The 15,893-nt window shown below is 69.7% G+C and carries 15 protein-coding genes; 7 read left to right on the plus strand and 8 right to left on the minus strand.

The features are described 5' to 3' along the window. Positions 1 to 27: 27 nt before the first annotated feature. Both metH and OV208_RS33725 read right to left on the minus strand, forming a co-directional pair. Positions 28 to 3,543: a methionine synthase gene (gene metH, locus OV208_RS33720; protein ID WP_267578025.1), complete on the minus strand. Its 3,516-nt coding sequence runs from the start codon at positions 3,541 to 3,543 to the stop codon at positions 28 to 30. Continuing rightward, the gene (locus tag OV208_RS33725) at positions 3,540 to 4,436 is read right to left on the minus strand and encodes an ArsR/SmtB family transcription factor (protein WP_120544083.1); all 897 of its coding nucleotides are present in this window, start codon (positions 4,434 to 4,436) and stop codon (positions 3,540 to 3,542) included. The genes metH and OV208_RS33725 overlap by 4 nt, the downstream gene beginning before the upstream one ends. A 99-nt stretch (positions 4,437 to 4,535) precedes the next feature. On the opposite strand from OV208_RS33725, the gene OV208_RS33730 reads away from it, so the two are divergent. Together OV208_RS33730 and OV208_RS33735 are read left to right on the plus strand one after the other, a co-directional pair. Beyond that, positions 4,536 to 5,414, plus strand: a complete 879-nt coding sequence (locus OV208_RS33730) for a patatin-like phospholipase family protein (protein WP_267578026.1) — start codon at positions 4,536 to 4,538, stop codon at positions 5,412 to 5,414. Between the two features lie 128 nt (positions 5,415 to 5,542). Next, the gene (locus tag OV208_RS33735; RefSeq protein WP_267578027.1) at positions 5,543 to 7,144 is read left to right on the plus strand and encodes a S8 family peptidase; all 1,602 of its coding nucleotides are present in this window, start codon (positions 5,543 to 5,545) and stop codon (positions 7,142 to 7,144) included. A gap of 87 nt (positions 7,145 to 7,231) precedes the next feature. On the opposite strand, the gene OV208_RS33740 is transcribed toward OV208_RS33735, so the two are convergent. The 3 genes from OV208_RS33740 to OV208_RS33750 form a co-directional block, all read right to left on the minus strand. Then, a complete protein-coding gene (locus OV208_RS33740) occupies positions 7,232 to 7,675 on the minus strand; it encodes a CoA-binding protein (RefSeq protein ID WP_267578028.1) in 444 nt (147 codons plus the stop codon). Beyond that, positions 7,672 to 8,574, minus strand: a complete 903-nt coding sequence (locus OV208_RS33745) for a hypothetical protein (protein WP_267578029.1) — start codon at positions 8,572 to 8,574, stop codon at positions 7,672 to 7,674. The genes OV208_RS33740 and OV208_RS33745 overlap by 4 nt, the downstream gene beginning before the upstream one ends. Before the next feature lie 92 nt (positions 8,575 to 8,666). Then, positions 8,667 to 8,984: a DUF2795 domain-containing protein gene (locus OV208_RS33750; protein ID WP_267578030.1), complete on the minus strand. Its 318-nt coding sequence runs from the start codon at positions 8,982 to 8,984 to the stop codon at positions 8,667 to 8,669. A 205-nt stretch (positions 8,985 to 9,189) separates the two neighbouring features. Between OV208_RS33750 and OV208_RS33755 the strand changes: the two genes are divergently transcribed. From OV208_RS33755 to OV208_RS33770, 4 genes are all read left to right on the plus strand, one after another. Beyond that, positions 9,190 to 10,788: a YiiX/YebB-like N1pC/P60 family cysteine hydrolase gene (locus OV208_RS33755; protein WP_267578031.1), complete on the plus strand. Its 1,599-nt coding sequence runs from the start codon at positions 9,190 to 9,192 to the stop codon at positions 10,786 to 10,788. A gap of 9 nt (positions 10,789 to 10,797) precedes the next feature. Further along, entirely contained in the window at positions 10,798 to 11,073 is a 276-nt protein-coding gene (locus tag OV208_RS33760) for a hypothetical protein (RefSeq protein ID WP_267578032.1), read from the plus strand. Between the two features lie 84 nt (positions 11,074 to 11,157). After that, positions 11,158 to 11,982: a SirB1 family protein gene (locus tag OV208_RS33765; RefSeq protein WP_120537818.1), complete on the plus strand. Its 825-nt coding sequence runs from the start codon at positions 11,158 to 11,160 to the stop codon at positions 11,980 to 11,982. A gap of 42 nt (positions 11,983 to 12,024) precedes the next feature. Beyond that, positions 12,025 to 12,603 (plus strand): NUDIX hydrolase, encoded by a 579-nt coding sequence (locus OV208_RS33770; RefSeq protein ID WP_267578033.1) that lies wholly within the window; start codon positions 12,025 to 12,027, stop codon positions 12,601 to 12,603. A gap of 3 nt (positions 12,604 to 12,606) precedes the next feature. On the opposite strand, the gene moaC is transcribed toward OV208_RS33770, so the two are convergent. The 3 genes from moaC to trxB are packed head-to-tail and all read right to left on the minus strand — an operon-like array spanning position 12,607 to position 15,310. Continuing rightward, positions 12,607 to 13,116, minus strand: coding sequence for a cyclic pyranopterin monophosphate synthase MoaC (moaC, locus tag OV208_RS33775; protein ID WP_324291436.1), 510 nt, complete (start codon positions 13,114 to 13,116; stop codon positions 12,607 to 12,609). Beyond that, positions 13,113 to 14,300, minus strand: a complete 1,188-nt coding sequence (locus tag OV208_RS33780; RefSeq protein ID WP_267578034.1) for a trans-sulfuration enzyme family protein — start codon at positions 14,298 to 14,300, stop codon at positions 13,113 to 13,115. The genes moaC and OV208_RS33780 overlap by 4 nt, the downstream gene beginning before the upstream one ends. 44 nt (positions 14,301 to 14,344) lie before the next feature. Next, positions 14,345 to 15,310, minus strand: coding sequence for a thioredoxin-disulfide reductase (trxB, locus tag OV208_RS33785; protein WP_267578035.1), 966 nt, complete (start codon positions 15,308 to 15,310; stop codon positions 14,345 to 14,347). A gap of 81 nt (positions 15,311 to 15,391) precedes the next feature. Between trxB and OV208_RS33790 the strand changes: the two genes are divergently transcribed. After that, on the plus strand, positions 15,392 to 15,850 hold the full coding sequence (locus OV208_RS33790; RefSeq protein WP_120545330.1) for a Crp/Fnr family transcriptional regulator: 459 nt from the start codon (positions 15,392 to 15,394) through the stop codon (positions 15,848 to 15,850). The last annotated feature ends 43 nt before the right edge of the window (positions 15,851 to 15,893 follow it).

Consider the following 15,893-nt stretch of genomic DNA (forward strand, 5'->3'; position numbering starts at 1 on the left):
GTTCTCCATCCGCCCGGGCCCGACGCGTCAGGTCACGGAGAAATACGTGGCGCCCGGGTGGTGGAAGACAATGGCGGACACGCTCGCCTCGGGCTCCATCATGCAGCCATCGGTGAGCTGCACGCCGATCTCCTCCGGCTTGAGCGCGGCGAACAGCTTCGTCTGGTCCTCCAGCCGGGGACACGCGGGGTAGCCGAACGAGTAGCGCTTGCCGGTGTACTCCGCGCGGAAGCGCTCCAGCATCGACATCTCCGCCCGGTCCGGGAAACCCCACATGCTGCGCAACTGCGTGTGCAGCAGCTCCGCGTAGCCCTCCGCCGTCTCCAGCGCCAGGGCCTGCACCGCGTGCATCTTGAGGAACTCACCCTTCGCCTTGAAGCCCTCCGCCAGCTCGCGGATGCCCGAGCCCGCGGTGGTGACGAACATCGCCACCGCGTCCACGGGCTTGCCGTTCTCCAGCGGCTTCACATAGTCGGACAGGCACAGGCCGTTGTCCTTGTCCTGGCGCGGGAAGTCGAAGGTCGTGACGGGCTCGCCCGTGGTGCCGTCGAAGAGGAGCACGCGGTCGCCTTCGCTCGCGGCCTTGTAGAATTGGAACACGGAGCGCGCGTGCATCACGCCGCCCCGGAGCAGCGCCTTCAGCTCCTCCACCGCGTCCTTCAGCGCCAGCGCCTTGCGGCCCTCTTCCGTCTTCGCCAGCTCCGCCTCCGCCGGGGTGCCCAGCGCGCGCGACGACGTGCGCAGGCCCAGGTGCCGGCCGTACAGCATCACCGGGTTGATGAACTTCCAGATGTGATCCAACGGCGTGTTCGTCAGCACGTGCCGCGCGAAGTCCGGCGCGGGCGGCACCGTGGCCAGCACCGGCACCTCCGTGCTGCGCGGGCGGCGCACCGGGGCGGCGGGCGCGGGGCGCTCCTTCACCTCCTGCGCGAGCTTGAGGCGGCGCGCGGCCAGGTCGTCGCGCAGCTTCGAGTGCGCCACGGGCTCGACAATCTGCTTCGCCAGCTCCAGGCCGTTCATCGCGTCCTGGGCGTAGGCCACCGTGCCGCCGCCGTAGGCCGGGGCGATGTTGCGGTCCACGAAGTTGCGGCTGAGCGCGGCGCCGCCCACCAGGATGGGCACCTCCACGCCCGCGCGCTTCAAATCCTCCGCCGTCGCCACCATCTGGTGCGCGCTCTTCACCAGCAGGCCCGACAGCCCGAGGATGTCCGGCTGGTGCTCCTTCACCGCCTTCACCAGCTGCTCGGGCGGGACCTTGATGCCCAGGTTCACCACCTGGAAGCCGTTGTTGGCGAGGATGATCTCCACCAGGTTCTTGCCGATGTCGTGCACGTCGCCCTTCACCGTGGCGAGGACGATCTTCCCGCGCGACGCCGCCTGGGTCTTGCTCATGTGCGGCTCCAGATGGCTCACCGCGGCCTTCATCGACTCCGCGCTCTGGAGCACCTCCGCGACGATGAGCTCGTTGGCCCCGAAGAGGCGGCCCACCTCGTCCATGCCCTTCATCAGCGGCCCGTTGATGATCTCCAGGGGCGGCATCTCCTTCATCGCCAGGTCCAGGTCCGCGAAGAGGCCGTCGCGCGTGCCTTCGACGATGTAGCGCTGCAACCGTTCGTTGAGGGGCAGGCTGCTCACCTGCGCCCGAGCGGGCTTGCGCTCGCGGAAGTGCGCCGCGAAGGGCGTCACGGGGTCCGTGCCCCGGTTGTAGAGCAGGTCCTCCGACAGCTTGCGCTCCTCCTCCGGCAGCGACGGGTAGCGCTCCAGCTTCTCCGAGTTGACGAGCGCCATGTCCAGGCCCGCCTGCACGCAGTGGTACAGGAACACGGAGTTGAGCACCTCGCGGCCCGCGGTGGGCAGACCGAAGGACACGTTGCTGATGCCCAGCACCGTGCGGCACTGCGGGAAGCGCTGCTTGATGAGGCGCACGCCTTCGATGGTCTGCACGCCGCTGCCCGTGTACTGCGCGTCGCCGGAGGCGCAGGGGAACACGAGCGGGTCGAAGTACAGGTCCTCCGCGCGCATGCCGTACTTCTTCGTGAGCAGCTCGAAGCTGCGCTCGGCCACCGCCAGCTTGCGCTCGGCGGTGACGGCCATGCCGACTTCGTCGATGCAGCCCACCACCAGCGCCGCGCCGAACGCCTTCGCGAGCGGGACGACCTTCTCGAAGCGCTCTTCTCCGTCCTCCAGGTTGACGGAGTTGATGATGGCCTTGCCCTGGCAATACGTGAGCGCCATGGCGATGACCTTCTCGTCCGTCGAGTCGATCATCAGCGGCACGCGGACCTTCTTCACGACGACGTCCAGGAACTGGCGCATGTCGTCCAGTTCGTCCCGGTCCGGGTTCGCGAGGCAGATGTCGATGACCTGCGCCGCGCGCCGCACCTGCGCGCGGGCGATTTCCGACGCGTCGTCGAACTGGCCCGCGACGATGAGCTCCTTGAACTTCTTGCTGCCGATGACGTTCGTGCGCTCGCCCACGATGATGGGGCGCTGCTCGTCCGTCACCTCCAGGTAGTCCACGCCGGACAGCGACGAGCGCGGCTTGGGCACCTCCGTGCGCGGCTTGAGGCCCTTCACCATCGCGGCCAGCGCGTCGATGTGGCCCGCGTGCGTGCCACAACAGCCACCCACCACGTTGAGCCAGCCGTTGTCACAGAAGCGCTTGAGCGACCGGGCAATCATCTCCGGCGACTCCAGGTACTGGCCGTTCTCATCCGGCAGGCCCGCGTTGGGCACGCATGACACGGGGAAGGAGCACATCGCGGCCAGCGTGCGGATGTGGTCCGTCATGAAGTCAGGGCCGGTGGCGCAGTTGAGCCCCAGGTACAGCAGGTCCGTGTGCTCCAGCGACGTGGCCAGGCTCTCCACCGACTGGCCCGCGAGCATCGTGCCCATGGGTTCGATGGTGCCCGACACCGCCACCGGAATCGCCCAGCCCAGCTTCTGGAACGCCTGGTTGATGCCGATGAGCGCCGCCTTCACGTTGCGCGTGTCCTGCGCCGTCTCCACCAGCAGGTAGTCGGAGCCGCCCAGCGCCAGCCCTTCGGCCTGGAGGGCGAAGTTGTCCACCAGTTCCTCGAACGTGATGCCGCCCGTGACGCTGATGGCCTTCGTGGTGGGCCCGATGGAGCCCGCCACCCAGCGCATCCGGCCGTCCTTCGCCTCCGCGGCCTTGGCGGCGTTCAGCGCGAGGCGCGACGCGGCGATGTTGATCTCCATCGCCTTGTGGCCCAGTTCAAACTCCGCCAGCACCACCGGCGTGCCGCCGAAGCTGTCCGTCTCCGTCACGTCCGCGCCCGCGGCGAAGTACTTCGCGTGGATGCCCTCGATGACGTCCGGGCGCGTGAGGACCAGGTTCTCGTTGCAGCCCTCGTACTCCGGGCCACCGAAGTCCGCCGCCACCAGGGTGTGGTTCTGGAGCAGCGTCCCCATGGCGCCATCGAGCACCAGGATGCGCTCACGCATCGCGGCCTTCAGGGCCTCCACGCGCAGGCCGTGGTCCCCGGGGGGCAACGGCAGGGGGTGGGCAGGATGGCTCGTCATGATGGTTTGACTCCGGTGAGCAGGAAGACGCGGAAGGGGCTGGCCCCGTCGCGCGCGTGCGTCTCGCGGGTGAACGACGTGAAGCCGGCCTCGCGAAGGGCCGCTTCCAGGGTTTCGGGCGCGAAGCCCAGGTGCCGGTGTCCCAACCGTTCCAGCACCCACTTCTCTTCATGAGGCAACAACTCCAGCACCACCAGCCGACCACCGGGCTTGAGCAGCCGTGCGGCTTCCGACACCACCGCCGCCGGAGACTCCACGTGGTGCAGGCTCTGCGAAATCACCACCAGGTCCATGCGCCCGCCCTCAAGCGACAGCCGGTGCAGGTCCTCGCGCAGGAACGTGATGTTGGACAGGGACTCACGCTGGGCATGCGCCTTCGCCTGGGCCAGCGCGTCCTCGCTCTGGTCGATGGCCCACACGTGCTTCGCCCACCGCGCCAGCGCGCGGCTGAACACGCCCGTGCCGCAGCCGAAGTCCGCCACGTCCAGCGGCGGCAACAGCGACGCCAGCGCCCCCGCCCACAGGAACCACGACTGCCCGGGCTCCAGGAGCCGCTCGTTGAGCGCCTGCCGGTCCTCCCGTGCGCGCAACAGGTCGTTGAGCCGGGCGGAATCCCCCGCCGCGTCCTCCGCCTCGCGCGCCAGCCGGACGAGCGGCCAGCGCGTGTCGTCCGATTCCAGCGCCAGCGAGTAGTAGGTAAAGCCCGCCTGCCGCTCCTCGCGGATGAGGCCCAGGCCCTTCAACTTCGACAGGTGGTGCGACACCGACGACTGCGCCACTCCCACCAGCGACACCAGCTCCGTCACGTTCAACGGCGCCTGCGCCACCAGCCGGAGGATGCGCAGCCGGGTCGTGTCCCCCAGGACACGAAAGGATTGGGAGAGGACGTCCATATCGCCGCATCAACATATATCGATGCTCTGACTTCCACACAATCACCCCGGCGACGCAATGCGTTGCCTTCGGTCACACCCTTCCCGTAAAAATCCAACATGACGCCCTCTTCCACGCTGCACTCCCTGCTCGAAGGCAAGCGCTTCGGGATGGTCCTCTCCGCGGGCTACTTCGGCTTCTACGGCCACGCGGGCTTCCTGAAGGGCCTGCACGGCGCCGGGCTGAAGCCCCACGCGTACGCGGGCACGTCCGCGGGCGGGATGGTGGCGGCGTACGCGGCGGCGGGCATGCCCATGAACCAGTTGGAGGAGCTGGTGCTGCGCCAGACGCGCGCGAACTTCTGGGACCCGGACCCCATTGGCGCGGTGCTCAACGTGGCCTCCGCGGGGCACGGCTTCACGGGCCTGCTCAAGGGCGAGCGCTTCCGGCGCCTGCTGGAGGACACGCTGCCGGTGCGCTCCTTCGAGGAGACGCCGCACCCGCTGCTGCTCACCGCCGCGAACCTCACCCACGGTACGCACCAGGTGTTCACCGCCGGGGAGCTGGCGCCGCGCGTCCACGCCACCTGTGCCTATCCCGGCTTGTTCCGCGCCGTGCCCCTGGACGGCAACCTGTTCTGGGACGGCGGCCTCGTGGACAAGGCGCCCGCGCTGTCGCTGCACGAGAGCGCCATTGGCAAGGACCTGGACGCCATCCTGGTGCACTTCCTGCCCAGCAAGACGCGCAAGGTGGTGGGCGGTCCCATGGCCTATCCGCAGGGGCTCGCGGCCGGATCCGCCGCGCTCCGCCGCGACCACTTCCGCCTCCAGCTCACCGTGCTCCAGCAGCGCAACGTGCCCGTCTACGTCGTCGTCTCCAACCTGCCGCCCGTCACCCCCGCCACCCTGGAGCGCGGCTTCGACGCGTTGGATCAGGCCCGGCTCTCCGCGGAGCGCGCCCTGGCCCGGCCCCCGGTGCCCTTCGAGCAGAGCACCTGAAACACACGCATCCCCGCGGATTCAACGGGATGCGAATAAAACACCAGAGCGGAAATGTGTGAATAACTCGACTTGAATGACAGACCGGCATGCGATGTTCGGGACGCTGTTCATCCCGGAGGAAGTCCATGCTGAAGTCGACGCTGTCCCTGCGCCCCCTGCGTGGCGCGGTCATGGCTGTGTCCCTGCTGGCGTTGGCCCCTGTCGCTGGTGCCGCGCCGAAGCTGGCGCCGAGGGCACTGGCGCCCAAGCCGACGGGGCGTGAGCTGCCCGCGCGGACCTTCGTGGAGCGCCTGGTGGTGAAGTTCCACGAGGGCAGCCAGGTGCGCCTGCGCGACGACGGCCTGCGCGTCCTCGCCTCGGAGCGGGGCGCCGCCGAGCGTGAGCTGTTGTCGGGCCTGCGCCTGGACGACGCGCGGGTGGAGGCGGACGTGGCGGAGGTGGCGGCGCTGTTGGATCGCGCGCCGCGCATCGGTTCGCTGTCGCGCCTGATGCAGGCCGAAGAGGCGGCGCTGGACGCGAGCAAGCTGTCCGGTGAGGCGAAGGGTGGCCAGCAGTTGGCGGACCTCAACCTGTACTTCGAGGTTCCGCTGCTCCCGGGCACCACGGCGGAGAACGTCGTGGAGCTGGTGGAGACGCTCAACCGCGTGGCCAGCGTGGAGGCCGCGTACGCGCAGCCGCCCGCGGAGCCCGCGATGGTGAACTTCGGCATGGAGGAGGGGCTGCGCACGCTCCTGTCCGCGGCGGACATCGCGCCCGCGACGCCGCTGTACCAGGCCAACCAGGGCTACCTGAACGCGGCGCCCTCCGGCATCAACGCGACGTACGCGTGGACGCAGACGGGCGGCCGGGGCACGAACGTGAAGTTCGTGGACATCGAAGGCGGCTGGCGCACCACGCACGAGGACTTCCCCACGTTCTTCCGCGTGGGCGGCACGCAGTTCAACGACCTGGGCTGGCGCAACCACGGCACCGCGGTGCTGGGTGAAATCATCGGCGCGAACAACGGCTATGGCGTGACGGGCATCGCCAGCGCGGCGACGGCGGGCGTGGAGGCCATTGGCGCGCAGAGCGCCGCGAGCGCCATCACCAACGCGGCGGGCGCGTTGGGCGCGGGCGGCGTCATCCTGGTGGAGCTGCACTCGCAGGGTCCCGCGGACGGAACGGCGTGCACGTGCAACACGGGCCAGTGCAACTACATCGCGATGGAGTACTGGCAGGCGGAGTACGACGCCGTCCGCAACGCGACCGCCAATGGCGTCATCGTGATTGAGGCGGCGGGCAACGGCAGCGCGAACCTGGACGCAGCGGCGTACGGCGGGCGCTTCAACCCGGCCACGCGTGACTCGGGCGCCATCCTGGTGGGCGCGAGCACCGCCACCACCCGCAAGCCCATGTGCTGGACCAACTACGGTGCGCGCGTGAACGTGCACGCCTGGGGCGAGTCCGTCGTCACCACCGGCTACGGCGACCGCTTCGGCAGCGCCTACGGCGAGGACCAGTACTACACGTCCACGTTCAGCGGCACCTCCAGCGCGTCGCCCATCGTGGTGGGCGCGGCGGTCAGCGCGCAGGGTGTGGCGCGCGCCAACGGCCGGCTCCTGACGTCCGTGCAGATGCGCGGCCTCTTGCGCAACAACGGCACCGCCCAGGCCACGGACACGCGCCAGATTGGCCCGCTGCCGGACCTGGCGAAGGCGCTGCCGAAGGTCATCTCCGGCAACTACTGAAGCACCGCGCCCACCAGGGCGGACAGGCCCTCCGGACCTTCGGGTACGGGGGGCCTTCTTCTTGCGGGTGGCGCGCGGGACGCCGAATCAGCGTCCGCTGTAGCGGCGGTGATCCACCATCAAGCAGCGGTCCTGCACCACGCGGATGCCCGCGGCGGCCAGCTTCTTCGCCGCTTCGTCGTTGCGGATGCCGGACTGGAACCACACCGCCTTGGGCTTCTTCGCGAGGATGTCGTCCACGTGCTGGTCGATGTCCCCCGCCCTGCGGAACACGTCCACGAGGTCGATGTCCCCCGGGATGTCCACGAGCTTGCGGTACACCGGCTTGCCCAATATCTGCTTCGCGTCCGGGTAGTAGACGGGCACCGGCACCACGTCCACGCCCGCCTTCGCCAGGTACTCCGGCACGTAGTACGCGGGCTGCCCGGAGTGGTCCTCCGTCTTGATGCCCAGCACCGCCACCCGCCGCGCGTCCTGCACCACGCGCTTCACGCCGGCCTCGTCCTCGATGAGGTTCTCCACGTGGCTCATGACCCTTCCTCCTGAAGCGTCTCCGCTTGCGATTCGGTGGTGAGCGTCAGCGTCCCGCCATCCACCACCGCGTTCACCTTCAACAACCGGCGCACCGGCACGAACCGGCCCCAGGCGACCACCTGCTCCCCTGCACACGTCACGCCCTTCAGCAGCTCGGGCGACCCCGCCTCCGCCCACACGGACCGCAGCTCCGCCGGGGCCTTCTCCGGCAGCGCGTCCAGGCACTTGAGCGACAGCACCACCGCGTCGCCGAAGCTCGTGAGCCGCGTGCCCTCCACCGTGCGCTCCAGCAGGTACGCCCGCTCCACGCCGCCCACGTCGAGGACATCCACCGCCCAGGTGCGCTGGCCCTCCACCAGGTTGCGCTGCAGGAGCCCGCCGTACTTCGCCTCCCACTCGCGGCGCGTCCGCGTCTCCAGCGCGTCCGGAGAGAAGAAGCGCTCCAGCTCTGGCAGCCCGGAACCCGCCGGCGCCACCTGCCGCAGCGCCTCCTGCGCGGACTCCGGCGCCACGAGCTTCACGAAGGTGCCGTCCGCCGCCAGTTGCAGGCGCAGGGTGAAGCGCTCCAGCACCGCGCCGGGCAGCGACACCACGTCCTGGCCATCGTGCACCTGTCGGGGCGTGCGCACCGACTGGGCCACCCGCCAGCCACCCTCCGCGGGGGCGAAGCGCGTCTCGGTGGTGAACTCGGCCAGGTCGCGGACCTCCGACTGCCCCGCGGGCTGGAAGGTGCGGGTGGCGCGCACGGACTCCGTGAGGAGGCGGTCCACGGGCGGCTTGAAATCCAGACGCACCGGAGGCGGCAGCCCCGGCGCGGGGTTGAGCGGCGGATACCGGGACGAACACCCGGCGACCAGCGACAGCACGAGACAGCACCACGGGAGACCTGGACGCATGCGCTCGCGAACGCTGGCAGAAAGCCGGGGCGCCCGCGAGCGTCTTGCTCGGTCCAGAGGTGCGTGCCGCGAAAACAAGGCCCTTGTCACCGCTACGGGTGACGGGTCTGTCCCTCTGGCGCACCCTCCACGCGATCGCGCCCGATGTTGCGCCGGTCGCGATCCACGCCATCGTCGTCCTTGAGCCCGTTCATGCCGAAGCGGCGCTCCGCTTCCGCCAGGTCGCGCAGCACGTGCTCGCGCAGCATGTACTCCTTCTGGGGCAGCGACTTGAGCAGGTTGATGACGTCGACCGGGGCGCCACCGTCGCCGGCGGCCTCGACGAGCTCGTCCCGTGTCGCTGGGTAGTCCACAGCGTCCAGATGCGGGGTGATGGAGCGAGCCGGATCCTCCGCCTGTCCGTAAGCCATCGTGCCTTCCACCTTTCTTCTGCCCGGGCCTCCAGGCCCAGGCGACCGTCCAGGGGACAAAGTGGGGATGACGCCCGCCCCGGGCCACCCTCGGGCCCCATACCCACTCCGACGCCGGGCGGGCCGGAGAGCGACCGTCTTGCCGAAGTCCGCTTCAGGGTAGAGTCCCCTCCCGCGCCAACGCCCGCTGGAGTGATTCATCCCGATGTCCGCCGCCTCCCTGCTCATCGCCTGGCTCACGCTCGCCAGCCCCCCGGCCGCCCCACCGTCCGCCGCCGCTCCCGCCACCACCCAGCCCCCCCGCGACGTGTACGCGCTGGACGAGGCCGCCTTCGTCGCCCAGGCGCGCCGCGACCTGGAAGCGCTGCGCCGGGGCGCCGACGGCCTGCGTCGCGTGCGGGCGGAGGCCGTGCGCTCGCGCGAGCTGTACCGGCGCAAGCAGAGCGTGCCGTACTCGCCGGACGAGAAGCAGCTGCTGGTCTCCACCTGGGCGGCCTTCTTCGACTGCTTCGTGTCCACGGAGGTGGTGCGCCAGCGCTACTGGGACTTCCTCAAGGTGCCGTCGCTCACCCAGCCGAAGAAGCACGCCTGGGGCTTCCTGCTCACCCACGCCGCGCTCGCCGCGCAGCTGTCCCAGGGCCTGCACTACGCGGACCTCGCCGGAGGCCAGGCGCAGTTGGAGGTGCTGCTGGATGAAGCCGTCCCGGAGTACGGCCTGCCTCCGCGCGCCTTCGCCCGCTTCAAGGAGACGGTCCTCCACGTGGGCACCTCCACGCAGCTGTTCACCGGCGATGGCTACCGAGCGACGCTGAACCCCATCCTCGCGAAGGCCGGCGTGCTGGACGAACCGGGCGTCCCCGCGCTGCTCCAGGCGATGCGGGCCGACAGCCAGGCCGCGCGCTCGCGGCTGCTCAAGCGCGGCCCGGTGATGTTCGCCAAGGCCGTGGCGGACCTCACCCAGGACACCACCGCGCGCGCGGTGTTCCCGGTGCAGAAGACGGTGGCGGAGTGGATGGGCGACACGCGCGTGCACCGCGTGGGCAAGCCGCTCATCTCCCGCGAGCAGACGCTGAAGCTGGTGGAGAAGATGGTGCCGGGGGACATCCTGGTGGCGCGGCAGAACTGGTTTCTGTCCAACATCGGCCTGCCGGGCTTCTGGCCGCACGCGGAGCTCTACGTGGGCACCGCGCAGGACCTGGCGCTCGCGTTCGACGCGGATCCGGAGGTGAAGGCGTGGGTGGCCACCCTGCCCGGCCAGCCCCCGACATTCACCGGACACCTGGCCCGGGCGTTCCCCGCCAAGTGGGCCGAGTACACCGGCAAGGACGCCCATGGGGATCCGCTGCGCATCATCGAATCCATCAGCGAGGGCGTGAGCTTCACCGGCACGGAGCACGGCATGCACGTGGACTACCTGGGCGTGCTGCGCCCTCGCGTGTCCGCCGTGGACAAGGCCCGCGCCATCCTGCGCGCCTTCACCTTCCAGGGCCGGCCGTACGACTTCAACTTCGACTTCTTCTCCGACCAGACGCTGGTGTGCACGGAGCTCGTCTGGAAGGCGTACGCGCCCGCGAAGGACATGAAGGGCTTGAGCATTCCCCTGGTGAACGTGGCCGGGCGCCGCACCCTGCCGGCGAATGAGATTGTCCGCGTCTTCGACGCCGAGTACGCAACGCCCGGACGCCAGTTCGACTTCGTCGCCTTCCTGGACGGGCGGGAGGCCCAGGGCGACGCCGTCGAAGCGAACGCCGAGGTCTTCCGTTACACCTACCGTCGCATGAAGTGGGACATCGCTCAGGAGTAGAGGCACACCATGACGGAAGACACGGCGAACCAGCTGCTGGACCTGGCCACCGCGCTCTATGAGCGGATGATTTCCCAGCAGCAGGCGAAGGTGCTGCGCCTGGCGCGCGAGGCGGTGCCCAACATCGGGCCGGAGGAGATGCGCAACCCGCACGACTTCCCCCAGTTGAAGGAGCACCCGTCGTTCGAGTTCGAGGATGGAATCCTGGCCGGACTGATTTCGGCCCACATGGCGATCCGGGCGGAAATCAAGGGCCGCCTGCCTGCCATGCCCCCGGGAGCCTGACGCTCGGCTGCCTGCCTTTGCCGTAGGACCTTCCGTGGGTTACTGGTGCGCACCGTGAGCTTTCCCTCTGGATTCGGCCCGCCGCTGGCACGCGAGCGACTGGTGTCTTCCCTGGCCGCGGATCCCCCGCGTCTGGACCTGGCGGCCCTGGCCATCGCCACGCTGGGCCGGGTGGACCTGGACGCCCCGGCGTGTCTGCACACGCTGGACGCGCTCGCGTGCCGGGTGCAGGTGGAGGCGGAGCGGCTCAGCGAGAAGGGCGAGGCCCTGGCCTCCCTGCGCGCCCTGCGCCACGTGCTGGCGGACATCGAGGGCTTCCGGGGCAACGAGGACGACTACCACGCCCCGGACAACAGCTTCCTGGACCGGGTGCTGGAGCGGAAGGTGGGGCTGCCGATAACGCTGTCGGTGCTCTACCTGGAGGTCGCGCGCCGCGCGGGCATCCCGCTGTACGGCGTCCCCTTCCCCGGGCACTTCCTGGTGGCGTGCGACGCGGGGGACCACAAGCTGGTGATGGATCCGTTCCACCACGGCGACATCCTCACGGAGCACGGCTGCGAGGAGCTGCTCAAGCGCGTGGCGCCGCAGCTCAAGTTCGACCGCTCCATGCTGGCGCCCGCGCCGGTGGAGCTCATCGCCTACCGGATGCTGTCCAACCTGCGCCGCGTGTACCTGGGGCGCGAGGACAGCGAGCAGGGGCTGGCGGTGGTGGACCTGCTGCTGCTGCTGGCACCGGACCATCCGGGAGAGCTGCGCACGCGGGCCGCGCTGCTCACCACGATGGGGGCCTTCCGCGCGGCGCTCAAGGACGTGGAGCGCTGCCTGGAATTGTCGCCGGACGCGCCGGACCGGGAGCGGTTGGAGATGTCCGCGCGCGAGTTGCGCGAGCGGGCGGAGTTGCTGAACTGAACGCAGTGCTGTCTGGCGGCGAGCCGGAAGGAAGTTCCCTGAATGTCGTCCCCCTCTGAGCCGAAGGCGCCGAGTCTGAAGCCCTGGTTGCGCCTGCGCCGGGGGTTGGAGCACGACTTCGGCGTGGTGAAGGTGCGCGAGGACAAGGTGGTGGATCCGCGCACGCAGTTGGAGCACCCGCGCGTGCGGATGGAGTGCGCGGACTGGGTCAACGTCATCGCGGTGACGAAGCAGGACGAGCTGGTGATGGTGCGCCAGTTCCGCTTCGGCATCGACGCGCCGACGCTGGAGGTGCCCGGCGGCTGCGTGGACCCGGGAGAGGATCCGGCGGTCGCCGCAGCGCGCGAGCTGGAGGAGGAGACGGGCTATCGCGCCGGGCGGCTGGAGTCGCTGGGCGCGGTGCACCCCAACCCGGCCTTCCAGCCCAACCGGTGTCACACGTTCCTGGCGCTCGACTGCGAGCGCGTGAGCGACGGGCACCCGGATGATGGCGAGGACATCGCCGTGGAGCTGCACCCGCGCGCGGACGTGCCCCGGCTCATCCTGGAGGGACACATCACGCACTCACTGGTGGTGGTGGCGTTCTTCATGGAGCGGCTGCGCGCGGAGGCGCGCCGCTAGGTCCTACCGCGTGGTGCGGGGCCGGGCCGTCTTGCGACGGGACTTCGGGGCAGCGGGCTTCTTCACCGGGGCGGCTTCCGCCTCGCGCTCCCACGTGCCCGAGCGGCCTCCGGACTTGTGGTCCAGTTGCACGGCCTCGATGACCATGCCCCGGTCCACGCTCTTGCACATGTCATAGACGGTGAGCGCCGCCGCGCACGCGGCCGTGAGCGCTTCCATCTCCACGCCCGTGCGGTCCACCGTCTTCACGCGCACGCGCACGTCCAGCCCTTCGTCCACGGGCGTGAGCGTCACCTCCACGCCCGCGAGCGCGATGGGGTGGCACAGGGGCACGAAGTCCGGGGTGCGCTTGGCGGCCATGATGCCCGCGAGCCGCGCCGCCGCGAGCACGTCCCCCTTCTCCACCTTCCCCGCGAGGATGCGCTCACGCGTCGCGGGCAGCATCCGCAGGCGCGCCGTGGCCACCGCCACGCGCTCCGTCTTCGGCTTGTCGCCGACATCCACCATCTTCACCGGCCAGCCCCCTTCGCCACCGCGGCGAGCAGGTCGTCCGCGACGTCGTCCGGATCCTCCAGCCCCACGGACACGCGGATGAGGCTGTCGCGGATGCCCGCCTGCGCGCGCTCCTCAGGGGTCATCCGGCGGGCACTGGCGCTGGCCGCGTGCATCACCAGCGTGCCCACGTCCCCCAGCGACGGACCGGGCTTGCACACCCGAAGCGCCTCCAGGAACCGGTCGCCCTCCTTCTGCCCCGCGCCCCGGATTTCAAACGCCACCATGGGCCCGAAGCCGCCCTCCAGCACCCGGCCTGCCGCCGCGTGGTCCGGATGGGACGGCAGGCCCGGGTAGATGACCCGCTCCAGCAGCGGCGAATCCGACAGCCGCTTCGCCACGTGCGCGGCGTGCTCGTTGTGGGCCTTCATGCGGACAGGCAGCGTGCGCAGGCCGCGCAGCGTGAGCCATGCCTCGAAGGGCCCCAACACGTCCCCGGAAAGAATGCGCGCCGAACGCAGCGGATCCATCCGAGCCTTCGTGCCGCTCACCGTGCCGCCCAGCGCATCACTGTGGCCGTTGAGCCACTTGCTGGTGGACTGCACTGAATAGTCCGCGCCCAACTCCAGCGCGCGCTGCCCGAAGGGTGACGGGAAGGTCGCGTCCACCGCGAACACGCTGCCCGCGTCGCGGCACGCCTGGGCGAGCGCGCGGATGTCCGGCACGCGCAGCAGTGGATTGGAGATGCTCTCCGCCAGCACCATGCGCGGACGCCACTCCCGGATGCGAGCAGGCGCCTCCGGATCCGTCTGGTTCAGCGGGCGCAGCTCCACGCCCCAACGGGCGCAGAGGTTCTTGTAGAGGAAGCGGGTGACGCCGTAGCCATCCGTCGGCATCACCAGCACGTCCCCGGCCTTCCACGGCTGCGCGTCGAAGAGCGAGCGCAGCGCGGCCATGCCACTGGCGTACGCGACGCACGCCTCCGCGCCCTCCAGCGCCGCCACCGCCTCCTCCAGCAGCGCCGCGTTGGGCGCGCTGATGCGGGCGTAGGCGTAGTCCTTGCCATCCAGCGCGTCGGACAGGTCGTCACTGCTGTCGAACCAGTTCACCGCCGCCGGGAAGATGGGCGGCATGACGGGCACCGCCTTGCTCCCGGTGAGCCGGGAGCCCGCGTGCACCGCCACCGTCTTCTGCTTCGTGCTCATGCGCGTGTCGTCTCGCTGGAAGGCAGGGGCCTGTGCGTCGGGGACTACTCGCCCTGCTCGATGAGCCAGCGCTCCGCGTCGATGGCGGCCATGCAGCCCGTGCCCGCCGCGGTGATGGCCTGGCGGTAGTAGCTGTCCTGCACGTCACCGCAGGCGAAGACGCCAGGGATGTTGGTGCGCGTGCTGCCGGGGATGGTCTTCAAGTAGCCGCCCTGGTGCGTCTCCAGGATGCCCTGGAACAGCTCCGTGTTCGGCGTGTGGCCGATGGCGACGAACAGGCCCGTCGCGGTGACAAGCTGGCTGTCGTTCGTCTTGAGGTTGCGCACGACGGCGCCCGTCATCCCCTTGTTGTTGCCCACCACCTCTTCCACGGCGGAGTTCCACAGGAAGGAGATCTTCGGGTTGTTGAGCGCGCGATCCTGCATCACCTTGGAGGCGCGCAGGGAGTCACGGCGGTGGATGAGCGTGACGTGGTTGACGATCTTCGCCAGGTACGTGGCCTCTTCCATGGCCGTGTCGCCGCCGCCCACCACCAGCACGTCCTGCTTCTTGTAGAAGGCACCGTCGCAGGTGGCGCACGCGGACACGCCGCGGTTCTTGTAGGTGTCCTCGCCCTTGACGTTGAGCCACTTGGCGGTGGCGCCCGTGGAGATGATGACCGTCTCCGAGCGCACCTTCATGCCGCTCTCGCTCTCCAGCAGGAAGGGCCGCTGGGAGAAGTCCACCTTGGTGATGTTCTCCATGTGCAGCGCGGTGCCGAAGCGCTCCGCCTGCTTCTGGAAGCGCTCCATCAGCTCCGGGCCCGTGATGGGCTCCGCGAAGCCGGGGTAGTTCTCCACGTCGGTGGTGACCATGAGCTGGCCACCCGGCACGCGCTGGGGGTGCTCCAGGGTGGGGCCACCGGCGAACACCACGGGCTCCAGGTTGGCGCGCGCGGCGTAGATGGCGGCCGTGTAGCCCGCGGGGCCTGAACCGATGATGGTGACCTTCTGAATCTTGTCCTGCGACACGGCGCCTCCTGCGCTGATGCGTTTTCGGGCCCGGACGGTACCAGACGCCGTACTCCAGGCCATGATACGTACCTGGACCCCATGGATGCCGCTGTCCTCAAGAAGGTTGCGCTCTTCGAGGGTTTGACCCAGGGCCAGCTCGCCAAGGTCGCCCAGATTGCCCGACCCCGGACCTACACCGCCGGGGATTTTCTCTTCCGCGAGGGAGACACCGGGCAGGACATGTTCATCCTCACCGACGGCAAGGTGCGCATTTCCAAATCCGTGCCGGGCATCGGGGAAGAGGCGCTCGCCATCCTCGAACCCGGCCAGTATTTCGGGGAGATGGCCGTCATCGAGGATTCGCCCCGCTCCGCGGACGCCATCGCCCACAGCGGCTGCACGGTGTGGGTCATCGAGCGGGCGAAGCTGGACCAGCTCATGTTCACGGACAAGGACCTGGCCTACGTGCTCCTCTGGACGTTCGTCCGCACGCTGAGCGAGCGGCTTCGCGAGACGAACGACAAGATCAAGGGCTTCTTCGCCATCTCCCGCTTCTAGCGGTCAGGCGCTTCCAGCCCCCGTCTCCTCGCGCGCCGAGAGT

This window comes from Corallococcus sp. bb12-1 (assembly GCF_026626765.1).
Lineage (GTDB): Bacteria > Myxococcota > Myxococcia > Myxococcales > Myxococcaceae > Corallococcus > Corallococcus terminator.

Bases quoted from the DNA above. Each gene is read 5' to 3' on its own strand.
- metH (WP_267578025.1), bottom strand. From the start codon at position 3,543: ATGACGAGCCATCCTGCCCACCCCCTGCCGTTGCCCCCCGGGGACCAC.
- OV208_RS33725 (WP_120544083.1), bottom strand. From the start codon at position 4,436: ATGGACGTCCTCTCCCAATCCTTTCGTGTCCTGGGGGACACGACCCGG.
- OV208_RS33730 (WP_267578026.1), top strand. From the start codon at position 4,536: ATGACGCCCTCTTCCACGCTGCACTCCCTGCTCGAAGGCAAGCGCTTC.
- OV208_RS33735 (WP_267578027.1), top strand. From the start codon at position 5,543: ATGCTGAAGTCGACGCTGTCCCTGCGCCCCCTGCGTGGCGCGGTCATG.
- OV208_RS33740 (WP_267578028.1), bottom strand. From the start codon at position 7,675: ATGAGCCACGTGGAGAACCTCATCGAGGACGAGGCCGGCGTGAAGCGC.
- OV208_RS33745 (WP_267578029.1), bottom strand. From the start codon at position 8,574: ATGCGTCCAGGTCTCCCGTGGTGCTGTCTCGTGCTGTCGCTGGTCGCC.
- OV208_RS33750 (WP_267578030.1), bottom strand. From the start codon at position 8,984: ATGGCTTACGGACAGGCGGAGGATCCGGCTCGCTCCATCACCCCGCAT.
- OV208_RS33755 (WP_267578031.1), top strand. From the start codon at position 9,190: ATGTCCGCCGCCTCCCTGCTCATCGCCTGGCTCACGCTCGCCAGCCCC.
- OV208_RS33760 (WP_267578032.1), top strand. From the start codon at position 10,798: ATGACGGAAGACACGGCGAACCAGCTGCTGGACCTGGCCACCGCGCTC.
- OV208_RS33770 (WP_267578033.1), top strand. From the start codon at position 12,025: ATGTCGTCCCCCTCTGAGCCGAAGGCGCCGAGTCTGAAGCCCTGGTTG.
- OV208_RS33780 (WP_267578034.1), bottom strand. From the start codon at position 14,300: ATGAGCACGAAGCAGAAGACGGTGGCGGTGCACGCGGGCTCCCGGCTC.
- OV208_RS33790 (WP_120545330.1), top strand. From the start codon at position 15,392: ATGGATGCCGCTGTCCTCAAGAAGGTTGCGCTCTTCGAGGGTTTGACC.